Source organism: Devosia lucknowensis (assembly GCF_900177655.1).
In the GTDB taxonomy this organism is placed as follows: Bacteria; Pseudomonadota; Alphaproteobacteria; order Rhizobiales; family Devosiaceae; genus Devosia; species Devosia lucknowensis.
In genome coordinates this window covers 335,840-351,971 of the sequence record NZ_FXWK01000002.1, presented here as the reverse complement: position 1 = coordinate 351,971, position 16,132 = coordinate 335,840, and the positions used below count along the sequence as shown (strand labels likewise).

Below are 16,132 nucleotides of genomic sequence, written 5' to 3'. Positions count from 1 at the left end.
GTCGCTCGTCTGCAAAGGTCAGCCTATCTAGGCGACAACGCCGCGTTTGCCAATTAATTCAGATTAAGGCCGTGCAGTGCCTGGCACCACGAAACTGGCCCGCAGCGCGGTGGCCTTGTCGCGGCTGACACAGCCGGTGGCATGATCGTTGACCAGCCCCATCGCCTGCATGAAGGCGAAGACCGTCGTCGGGCCGACAAACGCCCAGCCGCGCTTCTTGAGCGCCTTGGACAAGGCGATGGATTGAGGCGAGGTGGTCTGGCTCTGCGGCGCGGCAGGGCTTTCGGCTTCATAGCGCCAGACGAAGGCGGCGATCGACCCGGCCTCGGCGATGAGCTCCCGGGCGCGCCGGGCATTGTTGATCACCGCTTCGATCTTGCCGCGATGCCTGACGATGCCGGCATCGGCGAGCAGGCGCTCGACGTCCTTTTGCGTGAACGCCGCGACCTTTTCGATGTCGAAGCCCGCGAACGCCGCGCGAAACGCTTCGCGCTTGTTGAGGATGGTGCGCCAGCTGAGGCCCGACTGAAAGGCTTCGAGGCTGAGCTTTTCAAACAGACGCGTGTCGTCGCTGACCGGAAAGCCCCATTCGTGATCATGATAGGGCACGAATTCCGGCGCGCCGCCGCACCACAAGCAGCGCCCAAAGCCATCGGGTCCTTCAAACAGCGCCATTCCGGCCCCTCCTGATCTGGTCGGCCATCGGGCCGTTCGAGCGGTGTGCCATAAGCATAGACCGGTGCGCGGGAAGCTGTCAGCAGCGCTCCCTCGCATTTGCCATGAGGGCGGCATTGTCCGGTTGCGCAACCGCCAGCCTTCGACTAGTTTGCGCCCATCCCACCGGGCCCCGGCCCGATTCCGGCCTGCACCCGTAGCTCAGCTGGATAGAGCGCTGCCCTCCGAAGGCAGAGGTCGTGAGTTCGAATCTCGCCGGGTGCGCCAAGCTTTTTCAGACATTGTCAGGCCAAATTGGGCTTGGGTCGATACCAAACAATTTTGGGTCGATTAGCCGTTACATCGCCTTGGTAGCGTAGAGCTAGTCGGCGTCGGACGAGCCCAACCGATGTGAATACCGCCCTAATCGGTTGGATCAATAGGTGGCAGCAGATCCGGCCTGAATACCGAGTGACTTTGGTTCAGCCCGGTTATTCCAAGGCCGGAGTGCAGCCGGCGCACCTGGAACTCTTGGCTGCGACGCAGAGCTACTTGATGGAAACCTACCGGATCGGCTTGGACGCGTGGTTCAATGCATAGGCGATCCAAAGGACGATGCGCAGCGAAGTGAGCCGCCTCTTCTAAAGACGATCGCCCTTAAGCATGCCGACGATATTTTCCTTATCCGCTTGATATTTAGACGGATCCCTATGACCATTTTCGCCTTGGAGGTGAGTAAATGCTCTTACAAAAGGGAACACCGGCTGATGATGTTACGGGGACGGGTACCGCGATCCGCGTGATACACCCGCCCCTATCCGAGCATGCCGATCTTCGTCAGCCTTTGACGCCTGGTGAGCGTCAGGTCCTGGATCTGTTCATTCGATATCTGCCGCCAGCGTGGGAAATCTACGTCCAACCGCATTTGAACGGCTTGCGTCCCGACTTCGTTCTTCTTCACCATCGCCCCTGAAGCGGTATAGTTGGGTTGCGACCCACCGGCTGTATCGGGCTTTCGACTGGCCGATCCAACTGATTTTGCTTCTGCCCAAATGGCAGGTTGCTTCCTCATACCCGGGTCTAAGACTTCTCAAGCTGAAACCCTCGGCATACCCACCTTTGTTCCTTATCTGTTCATGCCGCGACCTACCGGCGACCTCCCCACGACCTACCCGTAGGTCATGGAGATTTGCCACAAGCTTCGGACAAAGTGTTATCCATCCCTTAAAATGCGTTACCTGACCCGATGTGTTGCGTTACCTCATTCAATAAAAGCGTTACTTCTGCCTCTTGGCGACACTTCCAGCCGGCTCAAGCGTCATCAGGCCGGAAGCGCCAAAGGATACATAGCGCCCTCTGCGGCTTTGAGTTTTCCCAAGACACGAGAGGCAAAAGGCCTTTCTCGGCAGAGGCGCAGACTGCAGAAACGACGTAATTTCGAGCTAGTTTAAACATACGATCCCGGTCGAAAGCTCGCAAAAAATTCTGGACTAACGGGTAGCAAACATTGATTCCGCCGGCTTGAAGGTCCAGGCGCAGTCGGTTCGCCTAAACGTGCTTTACAAACCAGACGTCTTCTTTCGGGTCTGCCGCCTTCTTGAAGTTCGAGAGCGTGGCGCCTCATTGCTTCGTCGGAATACAACGAGTGAGCGGCGACCTCAGCTCGGCCGCCATCGCCTTGACCGTGTGCGATCCTCCCAAGCTCAGCACCACGTCTGGCACCGCACGCAGCCTTCCAGCGGCAAGGCATGGCGCATCAACTATCCTGTACTCGATAGCGAGCCCTATATCTCGTTGAACCGCCGTAGGAGATCGCCGCAGGCGTCCAAGTTCAGCAGATGCTGGACAGGCAAGTCGCAGGCGAGGCCATAGCGAACCAGAATCGATCGTTCCGACAATTCGCCGGATGGCCAAGCTGCTTGAAGTGTCTGATAGCATCTCGATCGAGAAGAGCCTTCTCCAGAGCCACTGGGAAGCCATAACCGCCCGTATCCTGGCCGACCGGCTGGCTGTCTGGGTTCCCCACACCACGAGGAGGCCGAACTTGTCCTGAACAAGACCCTGCGACAGCTAGCCACCGGCCGGCCGGACCGTGCCTTCAACATGCGGCTGGCTCATTAGTACTCGTAAACGTCCTTTCCGCTGCCGGCGATCCGCCCAGACAATCGAAAACATCGCCCTTATCATCTTGGTTGCGGTGGCGTCCTCATGCATAGCGAGCCGATCGCCAGCAGCACGCTCGCATAGAGCACGTGTGCTCATGGCGTTGCCACTAACGATGCCGAAGCGCGTGGTACGACGTACCGGTAATGCAGTGCGCATCATCCGCCGCATGATCGAGGATGAGTATTTTTATCGCGACATCGATGAATTCTTCGCCCATTGGGGCCAGACGCCTTATGCAGGCTTTGCCGAGCGGCTGAACCCATGCCCAGACTCATGTACGTCGTTGGTTCCCTCGATCAGCCCAGATGCGTGGCCTCCAACCGCACAATGCATAGGCTTGAGGGGAGCCTTGCTCATTCCCCTCGCAATCGTCCTCCACAGATTTTCAGCGCCGACGCGGTGCCAAGGTCCAAGCAGACCCCGACCTGATGCTGCATTGCGCCAGAGCGTTCGGCGTCCTCCAGGACGATCGCGTCATGATCGATGACAGTCCGCCCGGCATCGAAGCGCTGCGCGCCGTAGGTATGGTCGGGATTGGCGTCGTGGAACCGGCAGATGACAGGTCGGGACGAGCCGAGGTGCTGGTGGAAGCCGGTGCACTCTTCGTTGTAGCGGGCGCAGCCAAGCTGCCGCAGGCCTTTGCCATCGCGAACCGTTCCCTGGGCGGGCGGCAGTGTTCCTTTGATCGTCGAGCAAGCAAGGTGTGACCTTGGGTCAAGATTTGCGCGGCAAGGTTGCTGCCGTTACCGGCGCCGCGTCGGGCATCGGGCTCGAATGGCGCGCATGCTGCTGGCGGAAGGAGCGCGGGTTGCGCTGGTCGATCGCGACGCGTTGAGGCTCGACCAACTCTGCGGCGAGCTCGGCCGCAATGCCTTTGCCGTGGTCACCAATCTCAAAGACCCCTGGAGTGCTGAGGCTTTGGTTCGTGCCATTCTTGCCCATGCTGAAGAGATCGATATCATCCATGCCAACGCCGACTCTCATGCGTGGCGGCCCGATCGCTGAGGGCGCCCCCGACCAACGGGATTTCATGCTCGATCTCGGCACATATGCGGCGTTTCGTTTCGTTGGAGCGGTGCTGCCGTGCATGATCGAGGGCACAAGCGGCGACATCATTAAGACAAGTTCAATCGCTGGTTTGGTTTGAGAGCCGATCTAAACGGCATCCAAGGCACGCGTTGCAAGCTTTCGGGCACACCATAAGCCACCAGGCGGCGTCGCATGGCATACGCGTTGGCGCCGTTCGGACCGGTGGTCACCGCTCTCATCGGCGAGTGGGCCCAAAGACAAGCTCGAGGCGGCACTGGCCGCGGGTGACCTGATGGAGCCGGCCTGCCGCAGAGCAACGACCTCTGAGATGTCCGAACCGCTCCATATCGGCATCGACCTCGGCATGGGCATTGCCCGCGCCGGTATCTTCTACGGCGCGGGGCGCATGCTCGCGATGGTCAGGCACGACATTGCCATCTTCCGCGAGGCAAGGGATGTGGTCCAGCAGTTGAGCCCCGACATCTGGGCGGCCGTGACTGCCAGCGTGCGCAACGCACAGGACAGCGGCGTCAATCGGGACGCGATCGCTGGCATGTTTTCGACGCGACTTGTTCGCATGTGGTCCTGGCTCCTCAAGGCGCGCTGCTGCCGATGGGACCCTCCGGCGATCCGGACCGAAATGTCATAATCTGGGTGGATCACCGCGCTGCTAGCGAAGCGGCAGAAATTAACGCTACGGCTCACCGCGTCCTCGATCACGTGGGCGGCACCATCTCGCCCGAAACAGGTCCGGCCAAGCTCATCTGGCTGACCCGACAAAAGCGACAGAGTTTCGACGCCGCCTGGCAGTTCTTCGATCATGCCGACTTTCTCACCTGGCGTGCCAACGGACCTGCCGCAATCGAGCTTTATCTTGACCTGCAAATGAACCTACCTTGCGCATGAACAGCGTCGGATGCCGGCTATTTCCACGCCGTTGGTCTCAGCGTGCTGGCAGAACGAGGGCTTTGCGCGCATCGGAGCCGATATCGGTGCGCCTGGCATGCTGGTGATGGTCAGTGCCAAAGTCGCTGCGGAGTGGGGCCTTGGCGAAGGTAATCCGATTGCCGTCGGTATGATCGATGACCATGCCGGCGGGGTGGGTTCCGTCGGCGCCCGGGGGCGAGGTAGGCAGCCTCTGTACCCGCATGGCTTATGTGATGGGTACATCGGCCTGCACAATCTTCAGCCCGGCCAAACCGGTCTTCGTGCCGGGCGTGTGGGTCCCTGTTCTGCCGTGGTCCCCGGAACGATGAGGGTGGCCAGTCCGCTGACGGCGCCGCGCTCGATCACCTCGTGACGCTTCATCCGGCCACCGATGCCGCCCGCGCAGAGGCGACGGCGCAGGGCTGAGCCTCAAGGCCTGGCTCGGTATGCGCGCCATGGACGGGCAGGCAGGTGCGTCCGACGTCGCCAGGCCTGCCGATGGCCTGCACTTGTACCTGAATTTCTCGGCAATCGTGCGCCCTTCGCTGATCCCGACGCACGCGATGTCATTGCCGGGCTTGGGGTGGAAACGTCGCTTTCCAGTCTCGTCGCGCTCTATGTGGCGGGTATGCTGGGCCTCGGCTATGGCTGCCGGCAGTTGATAGAGACCATGGCTGCTTTGGGCATTGCGTTCGACACTATTGCGGTCAGTGGCGGAGCGGGCGCCTCGCCGCTAGTGCGACAGCTACTGGCCGATGCGACCAGGCTGACCGTGGTGGCCTCGACCCCGCCCGCATCTGCGCTTGTCGGCGCGGCCATGCCGGGCGCGGTGGCGGGTGGCAGACATGCGACATTGATCGAAGCGATGTCGGCAATCGGTCAGGTGCACGAGCCAGCCCAGGGCGCACTGCCTAGCGGGCAAGGGGCTCATACGACGCCTTGGCGGCCCTCCAGAAGGTGGCGCGCACCCCTTGCACGGACGGCTGAGCATGGACGCTTCCAACCCCTGTATGGTGCTGCTGCATCTAGCCGGCGCCGTTACCCTGCTGCTCTGGGTGGCGCATGGTGCGCACTGGGATCGACGCAGCGGGGCGATGTTTCTCAAGAGCTCGACGGCCGTGGCGCTGCTGGCATCCGGCTCTGCCGCCAGCGGCACGATCAGCCTTGGCACTGGCTATGCCATGATGCTGGGAACCGATGTCGGATCGGCCATGGTTATGCGCATTCTTCTCCATCTTATGCAATGGCTCAGCCCATTAGTGCCGGTCGACGGCGGGTTGCTGTTCTTCCGTCTCCCAAGCCGCACTGGACGTCAAGGCAGCCGCACCGTCTTCAGCATCGCACTCGTGCTCTTGTCGCTGCAGATGATCGGGGATGCGACCGCGCCCCTGCGCGACACGCCGTTGCTGCCCGAGATCGTGGGCTAACCTGCAGTCCGAGTTCTTCACCGCTTTTCTTCTTGGTGCCGCCTTCACATGGCTGGTGCATTGCACCTGGCATCGCTGCTGCTGATGGCGACCTTAGCGGATCAGGGCAAGCTGCCGGTCGTACTGGCGGTGTCGTTGGTGCTTGGCGCTAATCTAGGCGATGGGCTCTTCGCCCTGGGCATCACCCTCATTGGTGTGGTCCATGCTCTTCGCATTGCCATCGGCAGCTGCCTTTTCCGTGGGTTGGGAGCGGTCATCGGACTCATCATCGTCAAATTGCACTATCCGCCCTTGACGGTACTGACGCGCGATCCGGCCTATTTTGTCATCAACATGCATTTGGCGTTCAATCTCGCGCTGGTGGTTCCTTGCCTGCCGCTGACCTCCTTGGCGGCCCGCCTGCTGACGGCATGGATTCGCCCGAGGGCCATGCCTGATCCGCTTTCATCGGCGCCTACCTCATGCCTTGATCAAAGCGTGGTCGACCGACCCGTTCTCGCGCTGGGCAGCGGCAAGCGCGAGCTCCTGCGTATAGCCGAGACTGTCGAGCGCGTGGTCGACAAGACGCAGCGGACATCAAGCTCTATCTCACGCAGGTCCGGCATCCGGACATGCTGGACGAGGATAAGCGCCGGTCACAGTACCTCGCCACTTTCGCCGTCAATCTCAAGTATACCGGGACCCCGGTCTTGAAGACGCTGGTCAAGCTCGCCGAAACACACCGAAGCGAAAAGCTCTCGTTCTCGCCTCCGGTTGGGGTGAACTCACCGACATGCTTTGCGGCGTTCTTCAAAACATGCACCTGACTCTCAACGCGCTTACTTCGGAGGGTCGCGAGTCCGCCCGGCTGGTGCTGGCCGAGTAGGAAGAGAAGCGCAAGGCTGAGGGCCGCAGCGCCCTAGAGCATCTCCGACGGCTAGAAGGCGGCACGTGGCTCAGCATCGATAATAGCAATATCCACTTCGCAACGCTGAGGTCGACAAAGACTGACCTGAGCCCCTAGATCTCCTCCAGATTTTGGTAGAGTCCGCCGCAACAGAGGGCGGACGCATGAAGCGCAGCAGGTTCAACAAAGAACAGATCATTGCGATATTGAAGGAGCAGGAGTCCGGGCTGGGGACGGCGGACCTGTGTGGCAAGCACGGGATCAGCAGTGCCACCTTCTATAAGTGGAAGGCCAAGTATGGCGGTCTGGAAGTGTCGGACGCCCGTCGGTTGAAGATGCTGGAGGACGAGAATACCCGGCTCAAGAAGCTCCTGGCCGAGGCGATGCTGGATAATGCCATCCTTAAGGATGTCGCAGCAAAAAATGGTGACGCCCGACGCAAAGCGGGATGCGGTGGCTCATGCCTGCCTGGTGCACGGAGTGAGCCAGCGGCGGGCGTGTGAAGCTCTGGACGTGGATCGATCAAGCGTGCGGTATCGCAGTCTGCGGCCGGACGACCGCGAGCTGCGAGTGGCGATGAAAACCGTTGCCGCCCAACGGCGCCGGTTCGGATACCGCCGTATCCATGTGATGCTGCAGCGACAGGGCATCGAGATGAACATCAAGAAGCTCAGGCGCCTCTATGCCGAGGAGAAGCTGCAGGTGCGCAAACGAGGCGGCCGTAAACGTGCCTTGGGAACACGACAGCCAATCATCGTGCCGGATCAGCCTAACCAGCGCTGGAGCCTGGACTTTGTCAGCGATGCTTTCACCGATGGCCGGCGGTTCAGGGTGCTGACCCTTGTCGACGACCACACCAGGGAATGCCTCGCCCTGGTCGTAGACACCTCGCTCTCCGGGCGGCGAGTGGTGCGCGAGCTTGATGCTATCATTGCCCAAAGAGGCAGGCCGTCGACGGTGGTCAGTGACAATGGCACCGAGTTCACCAGCATGGCGATCCTGCGCTGGTCCCAGGACCGGCAGATTGACTGGCACTATATCGCTCCGGGCAAGCCCATGCAGAACGGCTTCATCGAGAGCTTCAATGGCAGCTTCCGCGATGAATGCCTCAACGAGACGCTGTTCACATCACTGGCCGAAGCCAGGATGCGTATCGGCGCATGGAAGGATGATTACAACGACCATCGACCGCATTCCTCGCTGGGCAATCTCACGCCCAGCGAATTCGCCAGCAATCTGGCACTGGAAAAACAGGCCGCTTAGGGCCAAACATCAACCCAAGGACTCTCCGTAAAACCGGAGGGGACTTGGGGCTCAGGTCAAGACCATCAATTCGCTGTTCGCTAGCGTCGCCTATCCGATCTGGGACGACGGAAATCGGACAGTGCCTCCTGATCAGATCGACGTCGACGTTGCAGGTTTGGAACGATGTGCCGGCGCTGTTTGCCCTTCCTTCTGGAGGCGCAGAAAAGCGGTTCTCGCAGGTGGAGGAGCTCAAGCCACCCATAGCATACGGCCGCCGCTGCTAGCGATTTTCTCTCATGACCTACCCACGACCTACAGGTAGGTCATGGAGATCCGTCACTAGCTTCGATAAAGGTGTTACCGGACAAGAGATCTCCGTTACCAGTCCAGTGACCAGCGTTACTCTCTGCTAAATCTGCGTTACTTTTATCCCTTGCATCGTCCTAGGGCCTAAATAGGAGATCGAGTAGTTAATCTCGTTTGAAACCCGCTGACTTGGGACACGGACGTTTCTCGAAGTGCGACACCGAAATGGACATGTCAGTGAAGCTGCAAAGTGCCTGAAAACGCTGGCAGGTAGCTCAGGGTCCGAACGCTTTGAAGTTAGTTAGCGAACATTCTGTCTGGACTAACGGTGGATGCCACGTCGTTGTGGTGGCATTGAATCGCAGGTCATCGAGCTCAATTCCAATCCAGTTTAGTTAGCTACGCAAGGGAGCCACATTGCTGACAATGCGACTCGAAGCTGTCGGTGTGTTCAGGCACGTCCTGGTCCCTGCTTTTTCAGGCCACACAGCGTCGCAGGTAAGGAGCTCTTTCGACTTGCTGGTTGTTCCTGAATAGCGAACTGAAGCGGAGGTGACATGAGCCGGACGAGAATATCGAAAGAGCGTCAGGACTGGAAGATCGATCAGGAAGCGATGCGCTTCTTGAAACGCGCTGAGGAACTTCGCAAACCCGGCGAAAACATGGTCGAAGCGCTGATAAGAGAAGCAGGCAGCCCGGCACCTATAATTGGCAGCTCACTTCGAAATTACCGTCACAGCTACAAGAGAGCTCTCAAGATAGTGGGGTCTTCAAACATCGATGCAGATTTCGCTCTTTTAAATGAGCAGCTTGAGACGCGGCGTGCCTTGCGGCGCGAGATAGGGAAGCGAACTTCAGCAAAAAAACATAAAGACGTCACGCAGAAGGAAGCGAAAGCGACTTTCATCTTTCTGAAGGCGTCGGCGCTAAAACATGAAAGCAGGACAGCTATGGCGGCGGCCCTATTCACCTGTGTTATGCCGCATGTCGCCTTGAGACCCATTGAGTTGCTTACCGCGGACGTGTTCGGCGACGAAATCCGTGTAATGAACGCGAAAGCAAAGCCTGGGCAGCTCCGGTATCGCCGCATCAGTTTGAAGAGGTTTGCTCCGACCTTCATCGAAGCGGTTCGATGGCTTTGCATTCTTACACAGTCAGCCGTTCCCGATGATCCAGATCTCGACGCGCAGAAGATGATAGACGCCTGGTACTCTCGTTTAGCCGAGTGCCTTGCCTATGCCAGCGAAAAGGCAGGTGGTCGGCGTCTGGCGCCATATAGTTTTCGTCATTGTGGAATCGCGACCTGGAAAAACTCTGGATTCTCTCAGGCGGAAATCGCTGCCCTAGCGGGTCACCTCAATCTGGATACGGCGAACAAGCATTACGCGGGCGCAAGCAAAGGTTGGCGGATGGGAGCTGCAGTTGCGCTGCCGGTGTCGTCGGAACCTGTTGTTGCGACTGCTGATGCGGATGCACATCAGCACCACCAACAGGGAAGCCAGCAAGAGCACCGCGTCATTAGTGAGACCGATGAGAATGTTTTGAGCGCTAAGCCTACCATGCCGCTGAAACAAATGGACAGAGTGTTCGAAGTTGAGGCCATGCCTAGGCCAATCCCCGCAAATAACTTGCAGAAGGGGAAACGAGCCGTCCAGCAAAGTTTTGAAGCGAAGGCTAATGCTATAAGCGAAGTCGTGCAACGGATCGCGCGATCCGGTACGACATTACCCGGGCACCATTACGTGGATGGTGCAGTGGCATCGGAACTTGATCTGGGTGATTAATAACTCGCTTTTGGTGTCGATCGTCTTAGCTGCGAGGGCGCACTCACTTTTGCTACAGTGGCCCAAGATTTGGCTACCTGTAGTTCTGTGACATTTGCCCGGTGGTGTCGCTCACGTGTTCTAGGCACCTCAGAGCTGTCGTTTCCTTGCACAGGCTGCGACCGAATTGTTGGCGTGCTCCACCAGCGCGGCGCCAGCTGTTAACCATGAACAAAGTTGGAACGCGAAGGGACCTAGGCGCCAGCAAGGATCGGCGCCATCTTCATCCTCGTCGGGGCAAGACGCTTCGATCTCGGGTTGCCGCCTCTGCAAGGGCGGCCGACGGGGGGCCTGCAAACCCACCGCCAGCCTGAGCCATGCCACCACTGCTGAGAACAGAGGCAACTATGACCTATCAGTCTTCTAACGGCGCCATGGCGCTTGCAAAACCCCTTTCTTCTTCCCACGACTGCACTGCCAAATTCGACATCGGCCTTGCGCGCCACCCCCTGCTCACCGCCACCGACCAAGTGTCGCTGCTGCGCGAGATCGACATCTCCGGCTCGGCCAGCGTCGGCACCCTGATGGCGGTGCTGGGACAAGGGCACGCCGATCCGGTCGGGGCCATCCTTGCCATGTTGGAGGCCGATCTTGTTTCGGTCGATCTGCCTACTGGTATTCTTGACGAACATGCGCGCATTGCCCGCATCCAGCCGCTCGCGGCCGATGACGACACCTCACCGGACGATGACCCTGAACCCCACGCGCCACAGCCTATTCCGTCGCCGTCCGATCCGCAGGACCCTGAAGACGGCGCGGCAGCCGAACTTCCCGTCCGAATCCAACGCCTGGAAGCGGCAGATCTCGTGCCCGATGTGCTTGTCGGCGCCGCCTCGGCCCGGCGCGGCTTTGCGTCTTTGGAGGAGCTGCAGCGTCCCGGCGTCTATATTCTCTTGTCGCATCAGAACGCCTATGTCGGCATGGGCGTCAACGTCGGGCGGCGGGTTGCCAGCGGCAGCCAACCGATCAGCGATGTCGACAGCATAATCACCATCACCGAAAAAGGTGGTGGGCTGAGCGAAGATGATGCCCAGGTGCTCGAACGCATCATCCACACTCGCGTTTCGGCGGCCAGGGAAGTGCGTCTCGTTAACAGCACACCGAATGGAGCATCGGTCACACCCCAGCGCTATGCGGCGCTCAATGCCATGGCCGCACTGGCCTGCGAAAGCATTGCCCGCAACGGTTACCTGTTTCTCGATCTCAGCCCACGCATGGTGCTGGCCGGTCCTCGCGCCGAAACCGGACAACTGGCGCCGCCGCGCCCGTTCAATGCTGCGCCAGATCAAGAGGTGATGGAGGTCAGCTTTGGGGAGAACCTCAGCGCGCTTTCGGCGCGCCACTCCGAAACCGAATGGCTGTTGCTGCGCGGCTCCGACATCAGGTTGGAGCCGGTGGCCAGTGCCAATGCCTCGGCCAGCTATCACCGTGCTGCCTTGCTTCACTCCGGCATCATCGAGCTGGCTCCCGACGGGCGCAGCTATGTCCTCGCCCGCGACATCCTCTTCGGTTCGCCCAGCGCCGCCCTGCATTTCGTGCTGGGCTCCAAAGGGCAGGGCCGGGGTGGATGGAAACCGATCGATCCCGATGGGGGCTACGATCCAAACACCGAGCGTCTCATAGCGGCGTAGTCCCGCCAGACATCTTAAACCTCAGTTTTCACCGCGCGGAGCAGCCCGAGGGCTGCCCGCCATGCGGAGCCATGCACCATGTCGAAATTTAATGTCGCCACGAACAACAATGAAGCCGACGAGCCGGATGATGAGCAGGAGCTTGAGGCGCATCGTGCCTCAGGCGAAATCCTCGCCAAGTTGATGTTCGATGCTGCCATGACCGCCGCAGAGCGTCGTCGGATGCAACGCAAGCCCAGCCTGACGATCGTCCATGTGCCGCATCCGAACTGGGTGTTGCGAATGTCGAAAGCCCTCAATCGATTGGACCACGATTTCGTCGTTCGCAGTGTGACGACTGCTCCCAAGCGCAGCGCCGAAAAGTCTGGGCTCGACGATCTCCCCTGGCTGCAAATGGGGCGTTCGCTTATTTTTATCAGTCACGACCCTGCCGGTCTCATCGAAGATGCCGTGATCAAGAGCGCCGATGTTTTCGTCATGGTACCGGCATTGACGCCAGCCTTGTTGCGCAAGGCCATCCGGGAAATGACCGGCTCACCTGCACGTGGGGTGACCGCCAAAATGTGCAGGCTCGACCCCCAACTTCTCATGAGCCTTCTGCGTCCCGGCGCCACGGCGCGCCAAAGCATCGAGCGTTTGCGCGCTGCGATCAACCCGGCAGCGAGTTCCTCGACGGTTTTCGAGAGCAAAACTCCACTGCTCGACGATTTGCCGCTCACCAAAGTGGTGAAGGACTGGAGCGACCCGTTGGTGGCAGATCTTCGTGCTGCCCGGCAGGGGCAGGTCGACCCATCGACATTGACCTACGCCATTCTGGAAGGACCGCCCGGTACCGGAAAGACGCTGATCGCCGGAAGCTTGGCGCGGAGTGCCGGCTACAATTTTGTACCCAGCTCCGTTGGCGCGTGGTTCACCCATGGAGACGGTGCCTTGGGCGGTGTGTCGCGTAACGTCAAAGCGTTCATCGACGAAATCATCGAGAAGAGCCCAGCACTTGGGCTGCTAGACGAGGCAGATGCCCTCCCAGATCGGGCCACGATGGACGCTAAGGCGAGGGAGTGGTGGACAGCCTGTGTAACGCTGGTGCTGACCGAAATCGATCGCCTGCGCCGCTGCGGAAAGCCTGCATATCTGGTTGGCGCGACTAACCACTACAATTTCCTCGATAGCGCGCTCATCCGCCCAGGCCGACTTCAGAAAAGGGTTTCTGTGCTGCCGCCCTCAAGTTCTGAAGAAGTCCGGGCACTGCTGCGTCATTACCTTGCTGAAGATTTCGAGGAGACGGAGCTGGAAAAGCTGGTGCGTCTGGCGCTCAACCACACGCCGGCCCGCGTGGAAGGCTGGACCAATGCAGCGCGTGCGCGAGCACGATCCGCAGGTCGTGCGCTTTTGCTGACCGACATGATTGAACAGATGGTGCCCGCCGATACTCGTTCTGCTGATGACCAACGCACCATCTCCATCCATGAACTTGGACACGCCGTCGTAGCCATCCGACTGGGGATCGTCGTTAAGTCGGTGTCGATCATTCCTGGCGCGAGAACAGGCGGTCACACAAGTACGCGGCTCCCAACCCTGGTTCCGACACTTGCCTCCATTCGGGCGCAGGCCACAATGATGCTGGGGGGACGAGCCGCGGATATGGTTTTGGGGCAGGGGCCCAATGGCGGGGCGGAAACGGACCTCGCCGATGCGACACGTCTTCTGCTCGATGCGCGTGAGACATTGGGTCTTTATGAGCGCCTGTCCTCGGGCCACGCGTTAGGTCGATCCCTCGATCCGAGCGCCTTGCATGCCGACATCGAAAGTGAGCTAACCGGTCTCCTGGCGGAAGCGCAAAAGATCGTTCGAGCCGATAAGGTGACAATTCTTGCGCTGGCGGATCGGCTGGTTGAGATGCGGGTGCTGTCGGGAGAGGAAGTTGCGGAAGCGCTTGGCGCTGTCAGTCGAAGACTTGACGCCAACGGAGGACGGGAGGTTCACCATTCTTATTCGACGAGCTAAAAATGATCCTGAAGGTGCGGGTCGCACGGCACGACTTTCCACTGGGACTAGCAACATTGTGCGCGAGGGGATCGCCCAGGCTGCGATCACTCGAGGGGCGCTGCTGCGACCTGTATTCGGCTCTACCATTCGACCGACGTATCTCCAGCCCCTGACGGTGTCGCGAGTGCTGAAAAAACTTACGGAGCTAGCTTGCATCGAGGGGGAGCTAGAGCGACGTTTATCCGGCCATTCGCTGCGGGTTGGCGCAGCGCAACAATTGACGCTGAACGGCTTGGGGCTGCCTCAGATCATGCGTGCTGGTGGATGGAAATCGGCAGATGTGGTCGCCAGATACATCGAAAATGTTGACCTAGATGTCCGGGGCATTCCCTGATGCGAACGGGTAGCCTTGCGTCATGGGAGATCGGTATCTTGCGGTTGGTCTTTGAAGCGGTGCACGCAGCGATGCCACACTCGGCCAGGGGAGCGCGGAACCAGTCTCCGATACGACAGCCACCAGCGAAGGCTAATCGGTAACGGCAGTCATTGAACAATCTTCCAACTGACTTGGCCTATTCCGAACCGTGTTGCGTTTGTCGATCGGCCGCAACAAGCCTAGGTCGTGCAATTGCTTCCGCCCAGAAGTCCTCTGGCCGTCTTCACGACCATCTTCGTCAATCTTCACCCGTACATCGCCCACGGACAAACTACGATCCGAAATGAGCTTAGGAGAAGGGAAGCGAAAGCTCGGCAGCGAACGCCATTCCAGCAAACTTCATCCCGGCCTCCTAGCAGCTCTAGCCATTTACACCCTCAAAGTCGCGCCTCGTTTTGACGCCTTGCTCAAGCGTAAACAGGATTCCTTCCAGCTGGGCGATGAGCTTGTCGCGGTCGAACTGCTTGGCAATGCAGGCCAGACCCCGCTCACCCATTTTCGCCCGCTGCTCGGGATCAAGCATGCGCATCTTGAGAACGGCTTCTGCCAGGCCGGCACCATCGCCAGCGGCAACCGCCATTCCGGCGCCGGAAGTCGTGACGATCTCGGCGCCCTCACCATTGAGCATGGCAAGGATGGGGATGCCAGCGCCCAGGTAGGACTGCAATTTTCCCGGGATGGTCAAGGCAAATATCGGCTCGTTCCGAAGCGAGACGAGCAATGCATCCGCGTGGCGGAAGAACGACGGCATCCTGTCGAGACCAAAGCGTCCCGGGAGAAGGACTTGATCTTGCAGGTTCAGGCGTTGGACCTCTTCAGCGAGCCATGCCGACTTGCGTCCGTCGCCGACGATGATCCAGCGCACTGGCTCATTGCGCAGCGCCTGGGCAGCCATGAGAACGGCGGCAAAATCCTGCGCCTCGCCGACATTTCCGGTGAACACGATGTCAAAGAGATCAGGGCGCGCCTCAATTTCAGGGGCGGGGATCACGCTGTCGATTGTCGGCGCAGGCTCGGCCCAACTGGGAAAATATATAATCCGCTTCGGATCGTCGATCTGCTCTCCGATCGCGGTCATAAAGCTTCTTGACTGCGCCAGGACGGCATCGCAGTGCCGGTAGATAAATCGAACCAGATGGTCGACGAGGCGCAAGACCGCCCTGGACCGAACAGCGCCAACCGCTTCGAGGGACTGCGGCCAGAGATCGAGCACCCAGAAGGCGATCGGAGCGCGCTTGAGCCATTTGAGGACGATGGCCGGGATGCCGATGGTGATCGGAGAGGGCTCGAAGACAAAAATGGCTTCAACTTTTCGTCCACGCAGTTTCCAGGATCCGACGACACTGGCGGAAATCATGAACGACAGATAGTTCAGCATCAGTCGCAAGCCGCCACGCCCCCGTGGCAAAAGGCCGACGCGCACCACTTCCGCGCCTTCGAAGCTGTTGTACGCCTGAGGCGCTGCCAAAAATTCCGGAAAGATTTCGCCGCGTGGGTAATTGGGCTTTCCGGTCAGCACGGTTAATTCGTGGCCGCGATTGACCAGTTCCGCCACAAGGTCGTTGATCCGAAAATTCTCCGGCCAGAAATATTGGCTGATGACAAGAATTCGCATT

At 59.6% G+C, this 16,132-nt stretch carries 11 protein-coding genes, 1 tRNA gene and 1 pseudogene; 11 read left to right on the top strand and 2 right to left on the bottom strand.

Annotation, left to right across the window (positions count from 1 at the left end; translation table 11 throughout):
- Positions 1-63: 63 nt before the first annotated feature.
- Positions 64-675: a DNA-3-methyladenine glycosylase I gene (locus tag CCK88_RS14030; RefSeq protein ID WP_086471211.1), complete on the bottom strand. Its 612-nt coding sequence runs from the start codon at positions 673-675 to the stop codon at positions 64-66.
- Positions 676-865: 190 nt separating this feature from the next.
- On the opposite strand from CCK88_RS14030, the gene CCK88_RS14025 reads away from it, so the two are divergent.
- The 11 genes and pseudogenes from CCK88_RS14025 to CCK88_RS18910 all read left to right on the top strand — a co-directional run bounded on the left by CCK88_RS14025 (position 866) and on the right by CCK88_RS18910 (position 14,474).
- Positions 866-942, top strand: a tRNA-Arg gene (locus CCK88_RS14025).
- A 2,354-nt stretch (positions 943-3,296) separates the two neighbouring features.
- Complete coding sequence (locus CCK88_RS14015) at positions 3,297-3,527, top strand: hypothetical protein (protein ID WP_140048998.1); 231 nt, start codon at positions 3,297-3,299, stop codon at positions 3,525-3,527.
- Between the two features lie 67 nt (positions 3,528-3,594).
- A complete protein-coding gene (locus tag CCK88_RS18920) occupies positions 3,595-3,825 on the top strand; it encodes an SDR family NAD(P)-dependent oxidoreductase (RefSeq protein ID WP_425290630.1) in 231 nt (76 codons plus the stop codon).
- 352 nt (positions 3,826-4,177) lie between these two features.
- A pseudogene (locus CCK88_RS18915) lies at positions 4,178-5,763 on the top strand (FGGY family pentulose kinase).
- A 2-nt stretch (positions 5,764-5,765) separates the two neighbouring features.
- Positions 5,766-6,203, top strand: coding sequence for a Na/Pi cotransporter family protein (locus CCK88_RS13990; protein WP_086471206.1), 438 nt, complete (start codon positions 5,766-5,768; stop codon positions 6,201-6,203).
- A 48-nt stretch (positions 6,204-6,251) separates the two neighbouring features.
- Positions 6,252-6,896 (top strand): Na/Pi cotransporter family protein, encoded by a 645-nt coding sequence (locus tag CCK88_RS13985; protein WP_086471205.1) that lies wholly within the window; start codon positions 6,252-6,254, stop codon positions 6,894-6,896.
- A gap of 357 nt (positions 6,897-7,253) precedes the next feature.
- A protein-coding gene (locus tag CCK88_RS13980) for an IS3 family transposase (RefSeq protein ID WP_140048997.1) occupies positions 7,254-8,352 on the top strand; the annotation gives its coding sequence in 2 pieces (ribosomal slippage) (positions 7,254-7,513 and positions 7,512-8,352; 1,101 coding nt in all).
- A gap of 845 nt (positions 8,353-9,197) precedes the next feature.
- A complete protein-coding gene (locus CCK88_RS13975; protein WP_086471204.1) occupies positions 9,198-10,424 on the top strand; it encodes a site-specific integrase in 1,227 nt (408 codons plus the stop codon).
- 386 nt (positions 10,425-10,810) lie between these two features.
- Entirely contained in the window at positions 10,811-12,094 is a 1,284-nt protein-coding gene (locus CCK88_RS13970) for a DUF4357 domain-containing protein (protein ID WP_086471203.1), read from the top strand.
- Between the two features lie 78 nt (positions 12,095-12,172).
- Positions 12,173-14,098: an AAA family ATPase gene (locus CCK88_RS13965; protein WP_086471202.1), complete on the top strand. Its 1,926-nt coding sequence runs from the start codon at positions 12,173-12,175 to the stop codon at positions 14,096-14,098.
- Positions 13,986-14,474: a tyrosine-type recombinase/integrase gene (locus tag CCK88_RS18910; protein WP_425290640.1), complete on the top strand. Its 489-nt coding sequence runs from the start codon at positions 13,986-13,988 to the stop codon at positions 14,472-14,474. Before CCK88_RS13965 ends, CCK88_RS18910 begins: the two co-directional genes overlap by 113 nt.
- Positions 14,475-14,877: 403 nt before the next feature.
- Here the strand turns inward: CCK88_RS18910 and CCK88_RS13955 are convergent, their stop codons facing one another.
- On the bottom strand, positions 14,878-16,071 hold the full coding sequence (locus CCK88_RS13955) for a glycosyltransferase family 4 protein (protein WP_244557545.1): 1,194 nt from the start codon (positions 16,069-16,071) through the stop codon (positions 14,878-14,880).
- Positions 16,072-16,132: the final 61 nt, after the last annotated feature.

Coding starts and splice junctions, on each gene's coding strand:
- CCK88_RS13990 (WP_086471206.1), top strand. CDS start 5,766: ATGGACGCTTCCAACCCCTGTATGGTGCTGCTGCATCTAGCCGGCGCC.
- CCK88_RS14030 (WP_086471211.1), bottom strand. CDS start 675: ATGGCGCTGTTTGAAGGACCCGATGGCTTTGGGCGCTGCTTGTGGTGC.
- CCK88_RS13970 (WP_086471203.1), top strand. CDS start 10,811: ATGACCTATCAGTCTTCTAACGGCGCCATGGCGCTTGCAAAACCCCTT.
- CCK88_RS14015 (WP_140048998.1), top strand. CDS start 3,297: ATGATCGATGACAGTCCGCCCGGCATCGAAGCGCTGCGCGCCGTAGGT.
- CCK88_RS13965 (WP_086471202.1), top strand. CDS start 12,173: ATGTCGAAATTTAATGTCGCCACGAACAACAATGAAGCCGACGAGCCG.
- CCK88_RS18920 (WP_425290630.1), top strand. CDS start 3,595: ATGGCGCGCATGCTGCTGGCGGAAGGAGCGCGGGTTGCGCTGGTCGAT.
- CCK88_RS13985 (WP_086471205.1), top strand. CDS start 6,252: ATGGCTGGTGCATTGCACCTGGCATCGCTGCTGCTGATGGCGACCTTA.
- CCK88_RS13975 (WP_086471204.1), top strand. CDS start 9,198: ATGAGCCGGACGAGAATATCGAAAGAGCGTCAGGACTGGAAGATCGAT.